General features: G+C 36.4%; 25 protein-coding genes. All 25 read right to left on the bottom strand.

Going from position 1 to position 23,267, the window contains the following annotated elements; all coding sequences use genetic code 11:
- Positions 1-199: 199 nt before the first annotated feature.
- Complete coding sequence (gene uppS / locus KDN24_RS10560) at positions 200-976, bottom strand: undecaprenyl pyrophosphate synthase (protein ID WP_409974819.1); 777 nt, start codon at positions 974-976, stop codon at positions 200-202.
- Positions 977-1,340: 364 nt separating this feature from the next.
- The gene (gene frr / locus KDN24_RS10555; RefSeq protein WP_409974818.1) at positions 1,341-1,898 is read right to left on the bottom strand and encodes a ribosome recycling factor; all 558 of its coding nucleotides are present in this window, start codon (positions 1,896-1,898) and stop codon (positions 1,341-1,343) included.
- Positions 1,898-2,623 carry a UMP kinase gene (gene pyrH / locus KDN24_RS10550; RefSeq protein WP_409974817.1) on the bottom strand — a complete coding sequence of 242 codons (726 nt, stop codon included), beginning with the start codon at positions 2,621-2,623 and terminating at the stop codon, positions 1,898-1,900. Before pyrH ends, frr begins: the two co-directional genes overlap by 1 nt.
- A 103-nt stretch (positions 2,624-2,726) precedes the next feature.
- Entirely contained in the window at positions 2,727-3,608 is an 882-nt protein-coding gene (gene tsf, locus KDN24_RS10545; protein WP_409974816.1) for a translation elongation factor Ts, read from the bottom strand.
- A gap of 212 nt (positions 3,609-3,820) precedes the next feature.
- Positions 3,821-4,522 (bottom strand): 30S ribosomal protein S2, encoded by a 702-nt coding sequence (gene rpsB / locus KDN24_RS10540; protein ID WP_409974815.1) that lies wholly within the window; start codon positions 4,520-4,522, stop codon positions 3,821-3,823.
- A gap of 149 nt (positions 4,523-4,671) precedes the next feature.
- The gene (locus tag KDN24_RS10535) at positions 4,672-5,304 is read right to left on the bottom strand and encodes a hypothetical protein (RefSeq protein ID WP_409974814.1); all 633 of its coding nucleotides are present in this window, start codon (positions 5,302-5,304) and stop codon (positions 4,672-4,674) included.
- Positions 5,305-5,313: 9 nt separating this feature from the next.
- Positions 5,314-5,634 carry a hypothetical protein gene (locus KDN24_RS10530; protein WP_409974813.1) on the bottom strand — a complete coding sequence of 107 codons (321 nt, stop codon included), beginning with the start codon at positions 5,632-5,634 and terminating at the stop codon, positions 5,314-5,316.
- A 42-nt stretch (positions 5,635-5,676) separates the two neighbouring features.
- Positions 5,677-7,032, bottom strand: a complete 1,356-nt coding sequence (locus tag KDN24_RS10525; RefSeq protein ID WP_409974812.1) for a flagellar assembly protein A — start codon at positions 7,030-7,032, stop codon at positions 5,677-5,679.
- Positions 7,033-7,062: 30 nt separating this feature from the next.
- A complete protein-coding gene (gene sigD, locus KDN24_RS10520; protein ID WP_409974811.1) occupies positions 7,063-7,824 on the bottom strand; it encodes an RNA polymerase sigma-28 factor SigD in 762 nt (253 codons plus the stop codon).
- A gap of 195 nt (positions 7,825-8,019) precedes the next feature.
- The gene (locus KDN24_RS10515) at positions 8,020-8,517 is read right to left on the bottom strand and encodes a chemotaxis protein CheD (RefSeq protein ID WP_491348408.1); all 498 of its coding nucleotides are present in this window, start codon (positions 8,515-8,517) and stop codon (positions 8,020-8,022) included.
- Between the two features lie 2 nt (positions 8,518-8,519).
- Positions 8,520-9,152: a chemotaxis protein CheC gene (locus KDN24_RS10510; protein WP_491348407.1), complete on the bottom strand. Its 633-nt coding sequence runs from the start codon at positions 9,150-9,152 to the stop codon at positions 8,520-8,522.
- A gap of 4 nt (positions 9,153-9,156) precedes the next feature.
- Positions 9,157-9,627: a chemotaxis protein CheW gene (locus KDN24_RS10505; protein WP_409974809.1), complete on the bottom strand. Its 471-nt coding sequence runs from the start codon at positions 9,625-9,627 to the stop codon at positions 9,157-9,159.
- 24 nt (positions 9,628-9,651) lie between these two features.
- Positions 9,652-11,703, bottom strand: coding sequence for a chemotaxis protein CheA (locus KDN24_RS10500; protein ID WP_409974808.1), 2,052 nt, complete (start codon positions 11,701-11,703; stop codon positions 9,652-9,654).
- 53 nt (positions 11,704-11,756) lie between these two features.
- Positions 11,757-12,851, bottom strand: coding sequence for a protein-glutamate methylesterase/protein-glutamine glutaminase (cheB, locus tag KDN24_RS10495; protein ID WP_409974807.1), 1,095 nt, complete (start codon positions 12,849-12,851; stop codon positions 11,757-11,759).
- An 8-nt stretch (positions 12,852-12,859) separates the two neighbouring features.
- Positions 12,860-13,741 (bottom strand): MinD/ParA family protein, encoded by an 882-nt coding sequence (locus tag KDN24_RS10490; RefSeq protein ID WP_409974806.1) that lies wholly within the window; start codon positions 13,739-13,741, stop codon positions 12,860-12,862.
- Between the two features lies 1 nt (position 13,742).
- Positions 13,743-14,906 (bottom strand): flagellar biosynthesis GTPase FlhF, encoded by a 1,164-nt coding sequence (gene flhF, locus KDN24_RS10485; protein ID WP_409974805.1) that lies wholly within the window; start codon positions 14,904-14,906, stop codon positions 13,743-13,745.
- Positions 14,903-16,939: a flagellar biosynthesis protein FlhA gene (gene flhA / locus KDN24_RS10480; protein ID WP_409974804.1), complete on the bottom strand. Its 2,037-nt coding sequence runs from the start codon at positions 16,937-16,939 to the stop codon at positions 14,903-14,905. The genes flhF and flhA overlap by 4 nt, the downstream gene beginning before the upstream one ends.
- A gap of 91 nt (positions 16,940-17,030) precedes the next feature.
- Positions 17,031-18,116 carry a flagellar biosynthesis protein FlhB gene (flhB, locus tag KDN24_RS10475; protein ID WP_409974803.1) on the bottom strand — a complete coding sequence of 362 codons (1,086 nt, stop codon included), beginning with the start codon at positions 18,114-18,116 and terminating at the stop codon, positions 17,031-17,033.
- A 3-nt stretch (positions 18,117-18,119) separates the two neighbouring features.
- The gene (fliR, locus tag KDN24_RS10470; RefSeq protein ID WP_491348406.1) at positions 18,120-18,896 is read right to left on the bottom strand and encodes a flagellar biosynthetic protein FliR; all 777 of its coding nucleotides are present in this window, start codon (positions 18,894-18,896) and stop codon (positions 18,120-18,122) included.
- Positions 18,897-18,900: 4 nt separating this feature from the next.
- On the bottom strand, positions 18,901-19,170 hold the full coding sequence (fliQ, locus tag KDN24_RS10465; protein ID WP_409974801.1) for a flagellar biosynthesis protein FliQ: 270 nt from the start codon (positions 19,168-19,170) through the stop codon (positions 18,901-18,903).
- Between the two features lie 23 nt (positions 19,171-19,193).
- Positions 19,194-19,859 carry a flagellar type III secretion system pore protein FliP gene (gene fliP / locus KDN24_RS10460; protein WP_409974800.1) on the bottom strand — a complete coding sequence of 222 codons (666 nt, stop codon included), beginning with the start codon at positions 19,857-19,859 and terminating at the stop codon, positions 19,194-19,196.
- Positions 19,856-20,539: a flagellar biosynthetic protein FliO gene (locus KDN24_RS10455; RefSeq protein ID WP_409974799.1), complete on the bottom strand. Its 684-nt coding sequence runs from the start codon at positions 20,537-20,539 to the stop codon at positions 19,856-19,858. Before KDN24_RS10455 ends, fliP begins: the two co-directional genes overlap by 4 nt.
- Before the next feature lie 29 nt (positions 20,540-20,568).
- Positions 20,569-20,931, bottom strand: coding sequence for a chemotaxis protein CheY (gene cheY, locus KDN24_RS10450; protein ID WP_409974798.1), 363 nt, complete (start codon positions 20,929-20,931; stop codon positions 20,569-20,571).
- 20 nt (positions 20,932-20,951) lie between these two features.
- The gene (fliY, locus tag KDN24_RS10445) at positions 20,952-22,232 is read right to left on the bottom strand and encodes a flagellar motor switch phosphatase FliY (protein ID WP_409974797.1); all 1,281 of its coding nucleotides are present in this window, start codon (positions 22,230-22,232) and stop codon (positions 20,952-20,954) included.
- A complete protein-coding gene (gene fliM / locus KDN24_RS10440) occupies positions 22,222-23,220 on the bottom strand; it encodes a flagellar motor switch protein FliM (RefSeq protein ID WP_409974796.1) in 999 nt (332 codons plus the stop codon). Before fliM ends, fliY begins: the two co-directional genes overlap by 11 nt.
- Positions 23,221-23,267: the final 47 nt, after the last annotated feature.

The raw sequence follows: 23,267 nt of genomic DNA, 5'->3' as shown, positions 1-23,267 counted from the left end.
TCATCACCTTTGATCAAATTCGACTTGGCGAATTTGCGCCCAGATTTTTCTTTCGCCTGTTAAAAGGCTTTATTCAAAATCTGTGACATCCGCCGGAGGCTTTAACTTTATTCAGCCGAGGTTTGAACCCATCTGAATTGTTTGCATGCTTACATTCATCTTACCACTTATAAAAGTGCAAAACTTCAGCTGGATGAAGTTAAACTCCTCCGAACCGTCTTTGGCGGTGCTGGAATTCTTCTATCGCTTCAACAAAATGTTCTTCACTAAAATCAGGCCATAATACATCGGTAAACCAAAATTCTGTATAAGCTAGCTGCCATAACATAAAGTTGCTTAAGCGAATTTCACCGCTTGTCCGGATTAATAAATCAGGATCCTTAAGTCCATCTGTCATTAAATAAGAGGAAAAAGTTCCTTCATCTAAATCATTTTCATTCATTATACCACTTTTACAATCATTTAAGACACGTTTGATCCCTTCGATAATTTCTGCTCTACTTCCATAGTTAAGCGCAAAGTTCAAAACAAGACCAGTATTATTTTGTGTGTCTGACATCGCTTTTTCGATTGCATTTCTCGTATGTGATGGAAGCATTTCTTTATAGCCCATCATTTGCACCTTCACATTTTCCTCTACTAATTCAGGAAGGAAAGTTCCTAAAAATTCTTCAGGAAGTTTCATTAAAAAATCTACTTCCACTTTCGGCCTTTTCCAATTTTCAGTCGAGAAAGCATATAGCGTTAATGTTTTAACACCTAAATCATTTGCCAAAGTCGTTATTTTTCGAACAATTTTCATTCCTTCATGGTGTCCAGCTACTCTTGGCAATGCTCTTTTTTTTGCCCATCTACCATTACCATCCATAATAATTGCAATGTGTGAAGGAATTTCTTGTTCTTTAATCTTTAATATTTTTTCTCGGAGATCGGAAGAGCTAATTCCATTCTTCCATCGTTTCAATTTATTTAACATAAGACTGCTCCTTTAGAATAGGTAATCTTACCTCCGATTATAAGATAAGCTGAAGCGGCTTGCTAAGGGGCGACAAGCTTAAGACAGGCTGACGAGAATACTGTTCTTTAGCCTTCTTGACAGCATGGCTAAAGACATCGAGCTCCTAGCCGCCGAAGCTAGACAACAGAAAAGCTGTGATGACTTTCCAAATTCCGCATGATATTATCATACCAAAAACATTCCAATATATCTCTATAAAAGAATATGTGAATACTAGAAAAATAAGAATAGACAATCAGTTTGTATTACAACTTTAACTAAAAAACCCCCTATTCATAGAGGGTCAATATCCACATTCCTTATTTACTTCCTTAAATCATAATTAAACTTCTAGTATTTCTTTTTCTTTATCTTTCGTAATTGAATCAATTTTAGTAATTTGTTCATCCGTTAGCTTCTGAATATCTTCTGTGTAACCACGCAAGTCATCCTCAGTAATTTCACCATTTTTCTCAAGTTTCTTTAAATCATCATTCGCATCTCTACGTATGTTGCGAATAGCAATTTTTGCTTCTTCCGACTCTTTTTTAACAAGCTTAACAAGGTCTTTTCGACGCTCTTCAGTAAGCTGAGGAATTGAAAGTCTAATAATGTTCCCATCATTTGATGGAGTTAAGCCAAGATCAGATTTAAGAATAGCCTTTTCAATTTCTCCAAGAATAGATTTATCATATGGTTGAATAACAAGAAGACGCGCTTCTGGCACAGAAACTCCGGCTAATTGGTTAATTGGTGTAGGAGCACCATAATATTCGACTGAAATTCGATCAAGTAAAGATGCATTTGCTCTGCCTGCTCGGATTCCAGCTAGTTCACGTGTATAGCTTTGAATTGCTTTCGTCATTCTGTCCTTTGCATTTGCAATAACTTGTTTTGGCATTATTTTTTCCCCCTCACAATGGTTCCGATTGTTTCACCCATTACAGCACGATTAATATTTCCTTTTTCCATGATTGAAAATACAATTAATGGTATATCATTATCCATACATAAAGACGAGGCTGTCGAGTCCATAACGGCTAACCCTTCTTTCAACACATCTAAATATGAAAGCTCGTCATATTTTTTCGCATCCTTATCAACACGAGGGTCTGCTGAATACACGCCGTCAACATTGTTTTTTGCCATTAAAATGACATCCGCTTCAATTTCAGCAGCACGTAAAGCGGCTGTTGTATCTGTTGAAAAATAAGGATTTCCAGTGCCTGCTGCAAAAATGACGACACGCTTCTTCTCAAGATGACGAATCGCTTTTCTGCGTATATAAGGCTCTGCTACTTGTCTCATTTCAATAGAAGTCTGTACTCTTGTCTCAATTCCTAGTTGCTCCAAACTATCTTGAAGCGCCAACGAATTCATGACAGTCGCAAGCATGCCCATATAGTCTGCAGTAGCACGATCCATGCCCATCTCTTCGCCGATTTTTCCTCTCCAAATATTGCCGCCGCCGACTACAACGGCAACTTCAACATCTAGTTCGGCTAAGTCTTTTACCTGTTCAGCTACAGATTTAATTACAGCTGGATTAATACCGAAGCCTTTATCTCCTGCTAAAGCTTCTCCACTTAACTTTAAGACAACACGTTTGTATTTAGGGCTGCTCATAAAAACCTCCATATGTATTTTCGAAAAAAGTAGACACGATAAAAAGTCTTTGAAAAACAGGGAACACATTGTGTTCCCTGAATAAAAGACAATAAATTTCTAATTATTTCTTAACTTGGCTCATTACTTCTTCTGCAAAGTTATCTTCACGTTTCTCAATACCTTCTCCTACTTCGAAACGGACAAATTCACGAATTTTTCCACCTTTAGATTCAACAAACTTTCCAACCTTTTGATCAGGATTTTTAACAAATGGCTGATCATTCACACAAACATCTTCGAAATACTTGCTTAAACGTCCTTCAACCATTTTAGCCACGATATTTTCAGGCTTTCCTTCATTAAGAGCTTGTTGAGTTAATACTTCACGCTCACGCTCAACTTCCTCTGCAGAAACTTGATCACGTGAAACATATTTAGGGTTTAAAGCAGCAACGTGCATAGCTACGTCTTTTGCAGCTTCAGAATCAGTGCTTCCTTCAATTACGGTTAACACACCAATACGTCCACCCATGTGTAAGTACGCACCAAATGCATCGTTATCCGTTTTTGTTTTAATTTCAAAACGACGTAAAGTAAGCTTTTCTCCGATTTTTGCAATAGCTGAATTAATATATGTTTCAACTGTAGTGCCGTTTGCCATCGTTTGACCCATAGCATCCTCAACAGAAGCAGGCTTATTAGAAAGTAAATGGTCCTCTAATTCTTTAACAAGCGTTTGGAACCCTTCATTTTTAGCAACAAAGTCTGTTTCAGAGTTTACTTCAAGTATTACCGCTTCATTTCCATCAACTTTAACGGAAGTAAGACCTTCAGCAGCGATACGATCGCCTTTTTTAGCAGCTTTAGCAATCCCTTTTTCGCGAAGGAAGTCGATTGCTTTTTCCATATCACCATTTGTTTCTTGAAGTGCTTTTTTACAATCCATCATCCCAGCACCCGTTTTTTCACGAAGTTCTTTAACCATTTGTGCAGTAACTGCCATTTTGAAATCCTCCTTGTATTGAACTATGTATTTTTATCTTTCCCTGTATCGTTGCAAGCAAACCTTTAAAAAAAGGTGATAAAGGGTGCTCCCTCTTATCACCTTCTTTATTGAAAAAGTATTTAGAAAACCGTCACACAAAGGATATTTCTGCGAACGTCATCGCAGGAACAATGATCCTTTGATTGTTCCGAAGGCGTTTTCGCTTTTTATTAAGCAGTTGTTACTTCTTCACCTTGTTTTGCTTCAAGTATCGCATCTGCCATTTTTGCTGTTAATAGTTTTACAGCACGAATTGCGTCGTCGTTTGCAGGAATCACAACATCGATTTCATCTGGATCACAGTTTGTATCAACGATACCTACGATTGGAATGTTTAATTTATGTGCTTCCGCTACAGCAATACGCTCTTTACGTGGATCAATGATGAATAAAGCGTCAGGAAGACTCTTCATTTCCTTAATTCCACCTAAGAACTTTTCTAAGCGTTCTTGTTCTTTTTTAAGTTGTACAACTTCTTTTTTCGGAAGTACTTCAAATGTTCCGTCTTCTGACATTCTTTCAATATCTTTTAGACGTGCAATACGCTTTTGAATTGTTTCAAAGTTTGTTAAAGTACCACCTAACCAACGTTGGTTTACATAGTACATTCCTGAACGGATTGCTTCTTCCTTAACAGAATCTTGTGCTTGTTTCTTCGTACCTACGAAAAGGATCGTCCCACCGTTACCAGCAAGCTCCTTTACGAAGTTATAAGCTTCCTCAACCTTCTTAACTGTTTTTTGAAGGTCAATAATGTAAATGCCGTTACGCTCAGTGAAAATATATTTTTTCATCTTAGGGTTCCAACGGCGAGTTTGGTGACCGAAATGTACACCAGCTTCAAGTAATTGTTTCATTGAAATGACTGACATGATTTTTCCTCCTAATGGTTTGATTTCCTCCGCTTATATCATTTTCAATCGGGACTGAGTCATTCAGCACCATCCGACTAAATCAATAAGCGTGTGTAATAACACCATTTGTTAATATAACATAATCCCACCTGACATTCAAGCGGTTTCTATTTATTTTGGTTGAATTTCAATAAAAGTGCAATTTCTGTTTTTCCTTTGTTTAACTTTCGAGCAATTAGTTCTTCTGATAAACCTTGTTTCCTTAAGTTAAGTACTTGGCTTAATAAAGATTGCTCTTCAAGCCGTCCAATTGTTTCATTACGATTAATATCATTATTTTTTTCTTCGGATAAAGGTGAGTGTGTTGTTTTTTCAATCCTATTTTCAAGTGGAGGCAGCTCAATACTTTCCTCTTCAAGTGGCTGCGTATTTGCAGCACGTACATTTTGCTTATAAGCATGAACTGCTTTGTGTACGTGTACTTTTCCAGTTCGAATATTCAGACCAGTCTCGTTTGATTGGGGATTTGGATTTACTCCTTTCATTTCTCCACCATTGTCAACCCTGGCTTCTGTTCGTTTTGGTTCTGCATCTATTTTTTTTATGCGATTAATGAAATCTTCATTTTCTTCTTTCATTTGAACTAAATAGTTCGAAATAATTTCTTCCATTTCGGTAATCAGTTTTTCCTGTTTTTGTTCAACCTGAATAAGCCTGTTTTGTCTTAAAAATAAAACGACAATAGCAAATAAAGCTAAAATATTTAATAGTATACTTATTCCGACTAGAAAAGTGGTCATAAAATCCCTCTATCCACTATAATCAATAACATTGCCTTTATAAGGGTGCTTCTCTTTCATGTCATTGATATCCTTTGTTTTTTTCATTTGTTTATTTTCTCGCTCTTCTTGCTCTTTCTTATTATTATTTCTTTCCTCTTGCGAAAGCTTTACGTTCGATTTTTGCTCATGCTTTATGACTGATGTTCTTTTTTGTTCGTCTTCCTTTTGGTTGCGCATTGTCGCAAAATCATTCATATTTTGCCCACGCTGCTGCAGTTGTTCTTGAATCTTCCCAACATCCATCGTCCTTGGTAAAGCAACTTGCATTTCAATCGATTTCAAACTCATCACTTTCACATCCTTTATCCAATGCAGAAATTCATAATAATATTAAATTGGAGAAAAGAGAATTTCTCCATTTGAAAAATAAAAACGCACATTCGAAAATTCCTTCTGAATTTGTCTCGTGTATTTCCCATATTGAATGGATGAATTCGGATAAATAATATTGTATATATAAATGGAAGTATCTTGCTTTTCATTTACTTCAGCTTCAATTTCTTCAAGTTCGTCCTCTATATCTTGGATTTGTTCAAGGAGATGTCTCTTTGTTTTTTGCTGTTTCAGAATGAGAGTTCTCTGTTCTTCTGTTAATTTCCCAGTAGATTTCCCTATTTGTAATATCTTTTGCTCAATACCAGTTAGTTTTGATACATTATCAGAAAGAATAGCTTTTTGTTTTTTCAGCTCATGTTCTTTTTCAGTTAATGTTGTGTCGGATCCAGCTTTCAATTCAGTTTTTGTAAACAAATGATTCCCTACATCTTTTATGTGTAAATTACCGTTTGCTAATAATACACCACCAATTACAAGCGCATTATTGCAGTAAATTGAACCACCAGCCTCGACTTTGCTATGCAAAATCGAACTAGCTACGATGATATCTTGGCCTGCCCGAACAATAGCTTGGTTTAAATAGGTAGCCTGTATATTTCCACCAGCTGTTACACTTCCTTTATTACCACCTGTTACCCCACCAGAAATTACAATATTACCATCAGCATGAATGGTTGCGCTTTCAACTAAACCGAAAATCTTTATGTCACCTCCGGCTTTTATTTCATAGCCGCTTGGGACATTACCTCTAATTTCTACATTTCCGATAAAATCGATATTCCCTGTTTTTAAATCAATATCTCCATTTACCTCAAAGACTGGATTTACAGAAACCATCTTGTTCGTTACACTTAGTTGTCCGTCAGATGTTGAATAAAAATTTTCTCCATTTACAATAACATTTTTACCTGGACGAATTTTTAGTTGTTTACCGTTTTTGGCAGGAATCTTTCTCCCAGTCACATCGGTACCATCTGTTCCTGGAGTTGGAGGAATTATAGAAGCAAGTAGTTGGCCGCTTTTGACCGATGGGATTTTTAATACATTGCGAAAATTAAACTTCTCTCTTTTTTCTGTTTTATCAAAACGAACTTCATTTACTAAATAAGCGTCTACCCCATTTTTTACTGCAGATCCTTCAGCAATAATAACTGGATACGCATTAGAATTAGGATTCTCACAAATTTCTGCCAATCGATTTTCTTTAAGCCCGAAAGTAATCTTTTCCTTCTTGAGGAATTCATTTAATTCATTGACCGTAAATGAAAATTCCGGCTCAATTTTTTTAATTAAATCTATTTTTGCAGATAAACGATCTTGAGAAATACTGATTCGAAAATGCTCCTCCATCTTTAATCCCCTCTTTCAGTTTGAGAACTTCTAAACGATCTTTTCCAAAGCATGTCTTAGCTTGAAAATGGCTTTAGAATGAATTTGTGAGATTCTAGAGGTTGAAAGGTTCATAACTTGTCCAATTTCAGTAAGTGTTAATTCTTCTTTATAAAATAAACTAATAACAAGCTGCTCTTTTTCATTTAATAGAGAAATCAGTTCTACCATTTCGCGAATTAATTCATCCTTCGCAATTTTTTCATCAGGAATTTCCGCTCGATCGTCCTTAATAATAAATGAGTGTCCCTCTTTATCATCCTGCTCATTTTGTTTTTCATCGATAGAAAGAATATTAGCAAAGAAATGTTCATTCATAATAGATTGAACTTCCTCTTCGCTCATATTTAACTCGTGAGAAATTTCTTGAATGGTGGCGTTTCTCATTAAACGCTGTTCTAGTTTTTCAATCACTACTTCTATTTTTTTTGCTTTTTCACGTGTGTTTCGCGGTAACCAATCTTCCTTTCTTAAACCATCCAAAATGGCACCACGAATACGAAATGAAGCATAAGTATCAAATTTCAGATCGCGATTAGGATCGAATTTTTCCAATGCATCATACAGTCCGATCAATCCGAGACTACGTAAATCATCTCTTGACACATTTCGTGGAAGATTGACTGCGATGCGCTGGACATGATAACTAACGAGAGGCATGTACTTTTTCACAAGATAGTTACCCGCTTGAGCCTCGCGAGAGTCGACCCAATTTTGCCAATACAATTGTTCCTCAAGCGTTTGCTGTGCCATTGCCATCCCCCTCAAAATCTTGAATTTGCCTTAGCGAAACTGCACTCAGATTTTATTTTTAACAAATGAAAAAATCTGAGGCATTCGCGAAAGGCTAAATTTCATTTCTTCCTGTGCCTTTAAACCGTATTCAATTAAATCCAAAATTTCATTCTATTGCCATTTATTATAATGCAAGCATTCTACTAAATGATATTAAATTTCTTGAATTCCTTTATTAACTGTACGAATTTGCAAAATGGAGGTTTGTGGGTTAAATTCGATAGTTCTTCCACTATTTCCACCTACATCTTCTGAAATAATTGCAATCTTTAATAGGGCAAGCTCAGCCTTAACAGCCTCAACGTTTCTCGGACCGATACGCATCATATCATTCGTACTAGAAAACTGAAACATTTGAGCTCCTCCAGCAATTTTTGCCTTCAAACAGTAAGATCTTGCACCATGTTGAATCAATCTAGCTACTAAATCCTTGATGGCCGTGTCAGCATATTTTGCGATATTAATCATACCTGCTTTTGCTAATGATGAGTCAGGAAGCATTACATGCGCTAAACCTGCTAATTCCTTTCCTTGATCATAAACAACGACGCCTACACATGAACCTAATCCAGAGGTTCTAATCGTATTCGGTGTTTTGACAATATTCATATCAGCAATTCCGACTTTAATGACATCTTTAACATCGATCATTACTAAATAACCCCTAAGGCTTTGAAAATAGTATCAAACGACTCTGGATCAGGCAAAAGGAAGAAATGTCCCTTAACACTCTCTTTATTAATAATTTCGCCTTCATTCAAAGCAGTATCGATAACAATTGCATAATCACTTACATGTGAAAGTTCAATTAAACCATAGCTAATGATAGCGCCTACCATGTCAATACTTATCTCAGGGACTGACGGATATAACGAAAGATTCGTAAAGTCAGATAATGATGACAGGTAAGAACCGGAAAGAATATTTCCTAATTCCTGCAAAGCTGATAAACCCATTTCATTATAGGGAGGAGATTCTAAGTTAAAGCTCTCATCCCCAATCATTTCTTGGATAAACTTTGTGGCCTGTTCAATTGGCAATACAAAAAACATACTTCCAGGTGCCTCTCCTTCAATTCTTAAAAACACACCTGCAACAACATTTTCAGCGCCACCTGTTATATTCATCATTTCATCAAATGAAACAATTCTCACATCTGGAACTTTCATATCTATTTTTTTATTTAATAATTTTGATAGGGCCGTTGCAGCATTTCCTGCACCGATATTGCCAATTTCCTTCAAAATATCAAGATGAATCGATGAAATTCTATTAAAAAAATCCATTCGTTTACCCTTCAATTCCTAGTTTACTAAGTTGTTCCTCAGTATTTAGAATCATTTCAAGATCAATTAAAATCAACAATCTTTTTCCAATTTTGGCTACACCTTTAATATATTCAGCTTCTTCAACACCAACAACTTCTGGAGTAGGTTCAATCGCATTGGAAGGAATATCGATAACATCATTTGCTGAATCAACAATAAATCCCACTTCTAAATCATTAAATCCAACGATAATCACGCGAGTGCTTTCAGAATACACTTCTTCCTCAAGATTAAATCTGCTCCTAAGATCAATGATAGGAGTAATGACCCCACGTAAATTGATAACTCCTTTTACAAACTTTTCTGTGCGAGGAACTCTCGTAATATGTTCAACTTTCTCAATTCCTTGAACTTGATGAACCGGAATAGCATATTCTTTATTCACTAATTGGAAAACAATAAATTTAATATTTGAAGCAATTGTATCAGTCATGCTGAAACACTCCTTTTAGCATTATCAATTGATTAAAGCGTTGCAGTCCACAATCAACGCTACTTGGCCATCACCTAGGATTGTCGCACCGGAGATTGCAAAAACATTTGTTAAGTAATTCCCCAATGACTTTAATACAACTTCTTGCTGACCAATAAAGGAATCGACAACAAGCCCTGCCATTTTATCCCCTTTTCTGACAATAACAACGGAGTAAAATTCATCTTCTTCAACTATTCCTGGTACTTCAAAAATTTCATTTAAGAATAAAAGTGGAACAACCTTACCTCTAAAATCTATTACTCTTTGATTATGTGCATTTAAAATATCCTGTCTCTTTACAATAGCCGTTTCAATAATAGATGAAAGCGGTATTGCAAATTTTTCCTGATGAATTTCAGTAAGCATGACAGAAATAATTGATAATGTCAGTGGCAATTGAATCGAGAAAATAGAGCCATGACCAAGTTTAGAATCAATGGAGATTGATCCGCCTAGCGATTCAATCGTGCTCTTTACAACATCTAGGCCTACTCCACGGCCAGACACATCGGAAATTTTATCTGCCGTTGAAAAACCAGATGCAAGGATCAACTCGTACACTTGTTTATCTGTCATTGTTGCAGCAGCTTGCTCTGTGACAATACCTTTACTTAAAGCCTTGGCAAGTACCTTTTCCCTATTAATTCCAGCACCATCATCTTCAATTTCAATAAATACATGATTTCCGCTATGATAAGCTGTCAGAATGACTGTTCCTTCTTCATTCTTCCCGTTTGCTTTCCTTATTTCTGGTGTTTCAACCCCATGGTCTAACGCATTTCTAATTAGATGGACAAGAGGATCACCAATTTCATCAATAACCGTCCGGTCTAATTCTGTTTCTGCACCGACGATTTCGAGATTAATCTTCTTATTTAAATCACGAGCTAATTGACGGACCATCCGTGGGAAGCGATTAAAGACAGTTTCAATTGGGACCATGCGCATATTCAAAATAATATTTTGCAAGTCACCAGTTACTCTTGACATTCTCTCTACCGTTTCGTGTAGCTCTTGATTATTCAAATCTCTTGAAATTTGTTCAAGTCTACCGCGGTCTATGACTAATTCTTCGAATAAATTCATAAGAATATCTAATCTTTCAATATTGACACGTATTGTCTTACTGCTTGAGTGTTTTGTCGAAGTTGCTGATTTCTTTTCTCCTTGCTCATTATCCTTATCTTTATCAATTTCTATCGTTTCCGTTACAACATGATCATTTGAAACCATTTTTTCTACGTCCTCATTTTCAGAATGGCGTAGATCCTCTAATGATAAATTGGTCACATCAACTCTATCAACTTCGGAAACTTTCATTACTTTCTTCTGAATATCTTCTCTAGATTCCTTTGAAACAATTGTGACCGTAAATTCCTGATCAAATTGTTCCTCTTCGAGTTGTTCCACAGGTGGGTTTGCTTTAATTACCTCACCTATCTTCTCTAATATTTCGAACACCATGAATACTCTTGCAGCTTTTAATAAGCAATCTTCTCGTAAAGAGACGCTTACTTCATACGCTTCAAATCCTTGTTCTTTAGACTGTTGAAGAACGGTGAACTCAAATTCATCATATTTACTTTTCGTTGCTGTCGTTTGAACTTCTACTGCAGCAGCAACTTCTGATTTCGCCGATGCTTGAATCGGGCTTTCACCTTTTTCAATCAACAATAATTTCTCGACTACTGCTGATACATCTCTTTTTCCATCGCCACCATCTGCAATTGATTGCACCATTGCTTCTAAATCATCAACCGCAAGAAAAACAACATCTAAAATTTCAGGGTTAACTTTAATCTTGTGATTACGAATGGCATCAAGTACATTCTCCATCTTATGGGTTAGGTTTGCTAAGTCCTCATACCCCATCGTTGCAGACATCCCTTTTAGTGTATGTGCAGAACGAAAAATTTCATTAACAATTGTGATATCTTCTGGGTTTTTCTCCAATTCAAGAAGCTGTTCATTACATGACTGTAGATGTTCTTTACTTTCTTCGATAAATACTTCTAAATACTGATTCATATCCATGAGCTTCACACCCTTCGGTAATCAATAATATGGCTAATGCATGTATCTCGCATTTAAACATATTTCAAAATTGATCTTGCAATGTTATCAACATCTTGGATTTCATCGATTAATTTTGTTTCAATTGCAGCTTTAGGCATTCCATATACAATCGATGTCTCCTGTGACTCAGCTATTGCCTTAACATCGCTATTTTTCTTCAGCGTTTTAAGACCGTATGCCCCATCTGAGCCCATGCCAGTCATAATGACTGCTACTTTCTCATAACCATTTACTTCGCTAATTGATTCGAACATGACATCAACTGCTGGTCTATGACCGTTTCTTGCCTCAGACTGATCAAGATGGATAGCTAAATTATTACCTTTTTGTTGTATTTTTAGATGGTAACCACCTGGGGCAATATATGCAGTGCCCTTTTGAACAACTTCACCGTCTTCAGCTTCTTTCACTCTTATTTCACATAATGAATTTAAACGAACCGCTAATGACTTAGTAAACCCAGCTGGCATATGTTGAACGACTAGAATCCCTGCATCAATATTGGCAGGAAGCTTCGTAAGTACTGTTTGAAGCGCTCTTGGTCCTCCAGTTGATGTACCAATGCATACTAGCTTATTCAGATGATGATTTTTTCCTACTTTATTAGAAAGACTGGAAGATTTCTCTAGCCCTATTTTACTATAACTTTCATCCTGTTTGACAGTTAAATTTTGATTAGTCGATAAATTAATCAATTGTTTTTTATTTACGTTGCTTGCGGAAATCACTTTCCTAATCAAATCTTCTTTAATTTTATGTAGATCTAAAGAGATAGCACCAGATGGCTTAGCGATGAAATCAATTGCGCCATTTTGAATGGCTGTTAATGTATCATTTGTCCCTTCATTCGTCGTACTTGAAAGCATAACAATCGGAATCGGGTGATTTTCCATAATGTATTTTAGAGCGTCCAACCCATTTAGGACAGGCATTTCAACGTCCATCGTAATAACATCAGGTTTTAAATTCTTTAATTTTTTTATTCCATCTTCCCCATTTCTAGCTGTTCCAATTACTTTAATCTGGGGATCTTCTGATAAAAAATCAGAAATAAGCTTTCTCATAAAGGCCGAATCATCGACGACAAGCACATTTATTTTCTTCATGCTGAATCTCACCTTTCGAAGAGAAATTGCTTTAGTTTAGAAATAAAGCGGAAGCCTGTTTCGGTTTGTTTTTCATTGAATTGTCTCTGTTCGTACCGTTCAGTAATGTCTGCTATAGCCTTTGAAGCTGGAGCTTTCTCATTAAAAAGGACAAAAGGAATTTGCTTTCTCACTGCTTGTTGAATGATACGATCATCGGGCACTGCCCCCAAATGAACTGAATCTCTTCCTAAAAAATTCTTCATCACTTTAGAAATGCGGGAATACGTTTGCTGCCCTTCTTTAGGCGATTGTATTCGATTGACGACAATATAGAAAGGGATTGTATCATCCATTAAATGAATATGCTTCATCATTCCATAGGCATCCGTCAGCGAAGTCGGTTCCGGTGTTGTTATGACGATAATTTCTTGAACAGCTAAAATAAATTTTAATGTTCCTTCCGTAACACCAGCACCCATATCAAAAATGACATAATCGTATTCTTTAAAAAGTCCATAAAGTTCGTTCGTAAATTTTTCAACAAGCTGATCATCTAGACCAACTAAATGATTAAGTCCAGAGCCTCCCGCGATATATTTAAGTCCAGTTGGCCCCATCATAATGGTTTCTCGTAATGACGTTTTCCCATCAAAGAAATCAACAATTGAATATTCTGATGATTTGCCCATTAAGATATCCAAATTTCCCATTCCCAAATCCATATCGAATAATAAAACTTTATATCCTTTTCGGATTAATGAAAGAGAAAAACTAAGAGAAATATTTGATTTTCCAACTCCTCCTTTCCCGCTTACTACTGCTACAGTTTTTGGGGATCCAATTGGTTTTTCACTTGCCTTCTTCGTCATACTTAATTTTAACCTTAAGTCTTCTGCCTGGTCTTTCATCCTATTCGACCCCAATAATCATTTTTGCAATTATATTAGGTTTCGTTGCAACCATATCGTCTGGAACATTTTGTCCATTTGTCATGTATGCAACACCCTTACTATACTTTGTGAGCATATTATACATAGATCCATAACTAGACGTCTCATCCGCTTTTGTAAAAATAAATTTATCAATATGAATAAGTGAAAACTGATTAAATATATCTTCCATATCTCGTTGTTTTGAGGTCAATGAAAGAACTAAAAAAGTTTCCATATCATGTTCAAAATCGATAACTTCCTTTAGATCCTCAACATATTGCTTGTTGCGAAAATTTCTTCCAGCAGTATCGATTAAAACGACATCATAATCACTAAAATCCTGCGTAGCTTTCTTAAAATCATCAATTGAATAGCACACTTCCATAGGAACATTTAAAATTTTCGCGTATGTCTTCAACTGATCAATGGCAGCAATCCGATATGTGTCTGTTGTAATAAAGGCAACTTTTTTCTTATGAGTAATGACGCACTCCGCTGCAATTTTTGCTAATGTTGTTGTTTTGCCTACACCTGTAGGACCGACAACATTTACGAATTTTTTCGAAAAAGAAATACCTCCGAATGGAATATGTGCAATTCGTTGAGCGAGTTCTTTTTCAAGCCATCCATACACTTCATCGATCGAAGCATTCGAACCACCAACATACCATTTCTCCAATAGGGTTGTTAAAATGGATTCTTGAATTGACTGCTCCACTTCTTGATCAGTCAATATTTTTTGCAGCATTTGCAAAACCGTTGGGTATGATGGTGTTGCAGTATGATTCGTTGTAGACAAATTTCGAATCATATTTTTTAACTCATTTAATTCTTTTACTACCTCTTTAGGAGGCTTTTGCTTAGCTTCGTTCACCTTTAGCTCTAATATTTTTTCCTTTTGTAACAATGGGGCTGCTTCTAAAGGCTTTATTTGCTTTTGTTTTATTATTGGTACTTGCTGTTGTTTCGGCTTTTCGTCAATAGCAGCCAGAACTTCAATATTTCTTTTTTTAAAAAAGCCAAGTAAACCACCTGTAAAAACTTCACGAGAATTTAAAATGACAGCATCGCTACCTAGCTCAGAACGAATTTGCTTCATCGCTTCACCCATTGATGAAGCGACATATTTTTTTACCTTCACCCAATATTCACCACCCCAACGCTTTGAACTTCAACGTTCGCTTCAAGCTCATTGTAAGAAAGGATTGGTATTTGTGGAAAATACCTTTCTGTCAACTGACGTACATACATTCTAACTGCTGGAGAACATAGTACGATCGGTGTTTGTTCAATAAGTGACAATTGCTCAACTTGCGAAGCAATTGATTCTAAAATTTCCTGCGAAGCTCCAGGATCAATTGATAAATAATTCCCATGCTCAGTCTGTTGGATTCCATCGGCTATAAGCTTCTCAACTTTTCCCGATAAGGTGACAACTTTTAATGAATCACCTGATTGTGAAAACTGATTGGTGATTTGGCGAGCCAATGCCTGTCTAACATATTCTGTCAATAAATCAGTATCACTCGTCACTTTTCCAAAATCCGCTAAAGTTTCAAAAATGATTGGTAAATTACGAACTGATACATTTTCCCTTAACAGCTTTGCAAGTACCTTTTGAACTTCTCCTACAGTTAGTGGGTTCGGTGTAACCTCTTCAACAAGAATCGGATAGCTTTCATTTAGATGATCAATTAATTGCTTTGTTTCTTGACGGCCAAGTAGTTCATGGGCATTCCCTTTAATTATCTCAGTAATATGAGTCGACACGACAGAAGGTGGGTCTACTACCGTATAGCCAAATATTTCTGCCTGTTCCTTCATATCTTCTGTAATCCATTTCGCCGGAAGTCCAAATGATGGTTCGATTGTGTCAATCCCTTCGATTGAATCATCCTCAATTCCTGGGCTCATTGCTAAGTAATGATCAAGCAGAAGCTCCCCACGAGCCAATTCATTCCCTTTAATTTTGAGTCGGTATTCATTTGGCTGGAGCTGGATGTTATCACGAATTCTTACGACAGGGATAACAAGTCCTAGTTCAATTGCTAGTTGTCTTCTAATCATAACAATTCGATCGAGCAGGTCTCCTCCTTGACTCGCATCAGCCAGCGGGATTAACCCATAACCAAATTCAAATTCAATAGGGTCGACATTTAATAAACTTACAACACTTTCAGGACTTTTCATTTCACCTGTTTCTAAATCCTCATCCATTTCCGGCAATAGTTCCTTATCAATTTCAGGGGAACGAGTAATCATATAACCACCAAAAAATAAAAGACTAGCGATTGGCATTGTTAAAAAATTACTAATTGGTGTAAATAATCCAAACATTAATATAGTTCCACCTGTTACATAGAGCATTTTCGGATAAGCAAATAATTGCGAAATGATGTCACTTCCAAGATTGCCATCAGAGGCTGCTCTCGTAACAATAATACCAGTTGCCGTAGAAATTAATAAAGCTGGGATTTGACTGACTAGACCATCACCAACCGTTAATAATGAAAACTTTAGTGCTGCTTCACCGATTGGTAATCCAAGTTGCGTCATTCCAATAATAATACCGAATACTAGGTTGATGATGACAATGATAATTCCAGCAATTGCGTCCCCTTTGACAAACTTACTTGCCCCATCCATTGAACCGTAAAAATCAGCTTCCCTGCCAACCTTTTCCCTTCTTGAACGAGCTTCCTGTTCAGAAATCATACCAGCATTCAGATCGGCATCAATACTCATTTGTTTACCTGGCATTGCATCGAGAGTAAAACGTGCTGCAACCTCAGAAACACGTTCAGCCCCTTTTGTAATAACGATAAACTGAATGATGACAAGGATTAAAAACACAACAAGTCCGACAACAACATTTCCACCGATAACGAAAGTACCAAAGGTCTCAACTACTCCTCCAGCCTCTCCGTGTGTAAGAATGGAGCGGGTAGTTGAAACATTCAATCCTAAGCGAAATAAAGTTAATAATAATAATAATGACGGGAAAACTGAAAATTGCAGTGGCTCAGTCATGTTCATCGAAGTAAGCAAAACAATTAGAGCTAAAGTAATATTAATCATTATTAATATACTAAGTAGCCATGCTGGAAAAGGAATGATAAGTGCGGCTACTATAATGATTACCATGATCACAACTGATAAGTCTCTTACTCGCATTTGTTTTCTCTCCTATAAAAAGCGTATGAACTAGAGATAGACATCCATCTAACTCAAAAATTCGGATCATCCATTCTATTAAAATAAAATATTAGATTTTATTTTTAGTTCGATAAACATAGGCTAAAATTTCGGCGACCGCTTTAAAAAATTCTTCAGGTATTGCGTCACCGATCTCTGCCTGACTATATAAAGCTCTCGCAAGAGGCCGATTTTCAACAGTTATAATATCTTGTTCCTTCGCAATCAATTTAATTTTTTGAGCGATAAAGTCAACGCCCTTCGCGACAACATATGGTGCATCTAGTTTATTTTCATCATACTTTAAAGCAACAGCATAATGTGTTGGGTTCGTAATAACGACATCGGCATTCGGGACTTCCTGCATCATTCTACTCATCGCCATTTCACGCTGCTTCTGCTTTATTTTTGATTTAATGAGAGGATCCCCTTCTATATTCTTATATTCATCCTTAATATCTTGTTTTGACATCCTGATATTTTTTTCAAAATCATATTTTTGATACATATAGTCAAGGATGGATAGAAAAAGAAGTGCTCCCGAAGCAAATAAACCCATTTGTACTGTTAAGCTTGCAATAGTACCAAGTGCGGCACCTACAGACTTTTGCGACAATATTAAAATTTCATCTATTCTATTCCATAAAACGAGAAACGTAATAATGCCAACAAAGCTAATTTTTAATATTGATTTAAAAAGTTCAACAATGGCTCTTAAAGAAAAAATTCGCTTAAACCCTTTTAATGGATTTAATTTTTCTAATTTTGGCTGTATCGTTTCAGTCGAAAATAGAAAGCCGACTTGCATATAATTGCTTGCAATACCTGCAAGCATTGCAACTAACATAATCGGCCCAAGAAATAATACAAGCTCTTTCAAGATTGCTAGAAAAATCGTAAATATATTATTTTCTGTTAATTCTTGAAGCATAAACTCTTGAAAAGTATGACGCATAACACCAATGACAATATCCTTTAAATAAGAGCCAGAGAATGATAGAAATGAAAATACCCCTAAAAGGACAATAGCTGTATTTACATCTTGACTTTTAGCAACCTGTCCTTTTTTTCTGGAGTCCTGTCTTTTCTTAGGTGTTGCTTTTTCTGTTTTTTCTCCAGCAAAATATTGTAAATCTAATTTAATTAATCGTTTCATCTTCTATGAACCTCCAATAAGCTCCATAAGACCTCGCATTGTCGTAAGCATTATTTCAAACAACTGTGAAACAACAAGCAAAATAACACTCATTACAGCAATTAGGACGATGAAACTTACTCCTATTTTCAATGGAAGACCAACGACGAATACATTAAGCTGAGGAACCGTTCGAGCAACAATCCCTAAGGCAACATCAACTAAAAACAAACTGCCAACAACTGGAATGGCCATTTGGAATGCAATGATAAACATGGTGTTAAAAGCTTTTATTACGAATTCCACCATATTTTCATTGCCAAATGGTATCCAGGGCTGTTCAAGTGGAATAAATCGATAACTATTGAAAACCCCATCTAACAACAAATGATGGCCATTTACTGTCAATAGGAGGAGAAGACCGATCGTATACAAATATTGCCCCATTAACGGGCTCTGTGCTCCAGTTTGTGGATCGATTACGTTTGCAATAGCAAATCCCATTTGAAAGTCAATAAACCCGCCAGCAATTTGAATAGCTGCTAAAATCATATATGCTACAAAACCAATTGTCAGGCCAACAAGTGCTTCCTTCATTATTAAAAAGAAATACGTACTGTTTATTTCTAACAGTGGTGCATCAATGGTAAAGAAGATAATCCATGCCATGAAAAAACCTAAGCCAATCTTATGAGAAGCTGGGATGGATCGATATGAAAAAAGGGGCATCATCAAGAAAAAAGATGTTACCCGCACAAAAACTAATAAAAAGGCTGGAAAAGAAGGTAAAAAGTCTACCATATCATCATCCTACAAATTTCGTTAAGTTTGAGAAAATATCCCCCGCATAAGCAAGGATGTGACTAAGCATCCAAGGTCCAAAGAATACAATACCTACTAATACAGCAACGATTTTTGGAATAAATGCCAAAGTTTGCTCTTGAATTTGTGTCGTTGCTTGAAAAATACTAACCGTTAAACCGACAACGAGTGCCAGTAATAGTAAAGGACCACAAACTAATAAAACAGTAGTAATGCCTTGCTCAGCAATTGAAATAACGGTTTCGGGAGTCATTGTTTAGTTCACCTGCTTGAAATTTAAAAGCTTTGTAAGAGAGATTTCACTACTAAGTACCATCCGTCAACAAGCACAAATAATAGAATTTTAAAAGGCAACGAAATCATAACGGGTGGTAACATCATCATCCCCATCGACATTAGTACACTAGCTACAACCATATCTATTACTAGAAACGGAATGAAAATCATAAACCCAATTTGGAATGCAGTTTTGATTTCACTAATGGCAAATGCTGGAACAAGTGCTGTTAATGGGATATCTTCTACTGATTTTGGACGTTCTGCTTTAGAATAATCAAGAAACAGTGCTAAATCTTTTTGCCTCGTATGTGAACTCATAAATTCCTTAAAAGGAATCGAGGCCTTTTCATAAGCCTGTTCCAAATTTATTTCTTCATTAAAAAGCGGTGTTAAAGCTTCTTTATTCACTTGTTGAAATGTAGGTGCCATAATAAAAAATGAAAGAAATAATGCTAATCCTATCAAAACTTGATTAGGAGGCATTTGTTGTGTCGCAAGCGCCGTTCTGACAAAGGAGAGAACGATCACAATTCTAGTAAAACATGTCAACATAATGAGAATACTTGGTGCCAGCGACAAGACAGTCAGCATTAACATTAACTTAACTGATGTCGAAACATTTTCGGGCGAACTATTGTTAAAAAACTCCATAAACTCATTCATCGCTCGTCTGACCCTTTCTTCTCCATCTCTTCATAGATTTTTTTTCTATCTTTTGAAATATCCTCTAGCTGCTGCTGAAGCACTGATTGAAATTTGGGAGTGTTCCCTATATTCTTGTTTGTCTTGGCACTCTTTGTTCTTTGAAGTACCTTTGTCACAATATCGCTTGGCTGAATCAGCTGATCCATTTTGTTATTATAATCTGAAATAATTTGTTTGCATTCATCTGGATCGCTTACCTCTTTTAACAACTGAATATTTTCACCAACACCAACAATCAAAATACGATTCCCTACTTTTATTAATTGGATAGACCGATTTGTTCCAAGTGCAGTACCGCCTAAATTTTCAACTAGCTGTGTACTTTTGAACGTTTTGCTCTTCTTATTCATGTATTTTAATAAGAAATAGAGTAAAGCAATAACAAATATAGTAGCAAAAATCATCTTGAGAAAATCCCAAGCACTAAGACCAATACGATTAGACTCACTATTAATTTGTTTTTCTACTTCCTTCGTTTCCGTTTTCTCAGTTGGCTGATTTTCATCACATGTCTCTGGGTGTTCAATGCAGCTTTTTACACTATTATCCAATTGCTCTGCATAGGCTGGAACTGTTAACCCTTGCAGAGCAATCCAAATTAGAAGCAGCAAAAGAAATGTTCGTTTTACATCTTGCAATATACTGCACCCTCTAACAAATATGTTTATTAGCTTAATGTTTTAGAAATTGCTTCGATAACACGGTCTGCCTGGAATGGCTTGACAATAAAATCTTTAGCACCAGCTTGGATCGCATCAATAACCATCGCTTGCTGCCCCATTGCAGAACACATAATCACTTTAGCATTCGGATTAATTTTTTTAATTTCCTTTAAAGCTGTAATCCCATCCATCTCTGGCATCGTGATATCCATCGTTACTAAATCCGGCTGAGTTTCTTTATATTTCTCGACAGCTTGCGCACCGTCAGCAGCTTCACCAACTACATCAAAGCCATTTTTCGAAAGAATATCTTTTATCATCATTCTCATAAAAGCCGCATCATCAACAATTAAAATTTTATGCGCCATTTTTATAAACCTCCATCTGCTTATCTAAGTTTTTTTATACGGTCACTTTGACTAATAATATCTGTTACACGCACCCCGAAATTCTCATCAATAACAACTACTTCTCCTTGAGCGATTAAACGATTGTTAACAAGTATATCGACAGGCTCCCCTGCCAGCTTATCTAATTCGATAATCGATCCAGCAGATAACTCAAGAATTTCTTTAACTGAACGTCTAGTCCTTCCAAGTTCTACTGTTACCTGAAGTGGGATATCGAGTAGAAGGTTAAGGTTTTTCGATTCAGATTCTTGAAGCTGATAGGATTCAAAGTTAGAAAACATTGCTGGTTGAACGGTCGGCTGCACTCCCCCATGATGTGCGGCACCAAAATGCTGTGGCCCAGTTTGAGGTGCTGCAAATTGTGGCGGAGCATAATACGCCTGTTCTTGCTGCAAGCCACTTTGAGGAGCTGCATGCATCATCTGCGGATTTTGCTGCCCCGAATATTGTACATTCTGCTGTGATTGCTCCATCATTGGTGTTTTCGCATATCCTGTTTCCATTTGGTTCATAGCTTCAGCCGGAGGTGCCATTTCTTCCATTGTAGAAGTTGCTGCAGCTTGAGCTGCACCAGGATTTAACAATTCCTCAGTTAAACTTCTAGCAAATTGAAGCGGCAAAAGCTGCATAATATTCGAATCAATTAATTCACCTATTTTCAAGCGAAAAGAGACTTTTACGAGAATATCATCCCCAGGGATTCTATCTGTTCCTTCACCTTGCGGCACATCTAACATATCAATTGCAGGTGGAGAAATATCAACTCGTTTACTAAAAATAGTCGACATTGATGTTGCTGCAGAACCCATCATCTGGTTCATCGCTTCCTGGACGGCACTCAACTGAATTTCACCTAAATCTTCAGATGGATTCCGCCCATCACCACCAAGCATTAAGTCGGCGATAATTGCTGCATCCGTTTGCTTAATCACTAATAAATTACTTCCAGAAAACCCCTCTGTATAGCTTACGTGAATCGCAACATATGGATGGGGAAATTCCTCTGGTAATTTCTTTTGTTGTATGACCGTTACTGTAGGTGTCGTGATATCTACCTTTTGATTTAATAATGTGGATAATGCTGTCGCTGAGCTGCCAAAAGAGATATTTCCAATCTCACCTAAAGCATCTTGTTCCATTAGCGAAAGATAATCTTCTACGAAAAAATTCTGCTCCTCAAAATCTCCAGTATCTTCATCGTCTGAGCCACGTAAAAGAGCATCGATTTCATCTTGTGAAAGCATATCATCACTCATCATCGTCGTCTCCCCCTTTCACAACATCTAATACTTGAATCGCTAGTTTTTTGCCTGCTTTTCCTGGTTGTCCAATAAATTTAGGAATATCTCCAACTTTTATTAAAAGCGGTTGATCAATTTTCTTATTCAATTCAATAACATCTCCAGCAGCTAGCATTAAAAATTCCTGAATACTAATTTCAGAAGTTCCAAGTTCACCAATTACTTTTACTTCAGAATGTTGAATATGTTTCTCTAAACGAGTTAATTCTTCTGGAACCCTTTCCTTCTTATCTGTCTGCATATAATAATGGACTGATAGTTTTGGAATGATAGGTTCAAGAACTACGTGTGGTATACATATATTCATCATGCCGCTAGTCTCTCCAATTGTCGTATTTAACGAAATAACAACGACCGTTTCATTTGGAGAAACCATTTGCAAAAATTGTGGATTCACTTCAAAATCTGCTAATAGCGGATCAATTTCGACAATCGTACCCCATGCCTCTATATAGTTTTCAAAAGCACGTTCAAAAGTAGCAGACATAATTTTTGTTTCAATTTCTGTTAAATTATCAACTTTATTAATGCTCGAACCTTTTCCACCCATCATTCGATCCATTAAAGCATAGGCGATATTCGGATTTACCTCCATAAGGATTCTTCCATCAAGAGGAGGCACTTCAAAAACATTTAATATCGTCATTTTTGGAATAGAACGAATAAATTCTTCATATGGTATTTGATCCGCAGAACCAACCGTTATTTGCACATATGTTCTTAACTGAGCAGAGAAAAATGTCGTTAGCAATCTGGCAAAGTTTTCATGAATTCTCGTTAAGCTCCTAATTTGATCCTTCGAAAAACGAAGCGCTCGTTTAAAATCATAAACCTTAACTTTTTTCTCAGACTGCTCTTTTTTCAGCTCATCTGCATCCATTTCACCTGTAGATAAAGCAGATAACAGTGCATCTATTTCGTTTTGGGATAGAACTTCTCCAGGCATGAAATCTCACCTCCATTGTAGCTATGCAAAAGAGCATTTATTTTTTT

The sequence above is a fragment of the Cytobacillus sp. Bva_UNVM-123 genome, from assembly GCF_046351715.2.
Lineage (GTDB): Bacteria > Bacillota > Bacilli > Bacillales > Cytobacillaceae > Cytobacillus.
This window is presented reverse-complemented; position numbering and strand designations above follow the sequence as displayed.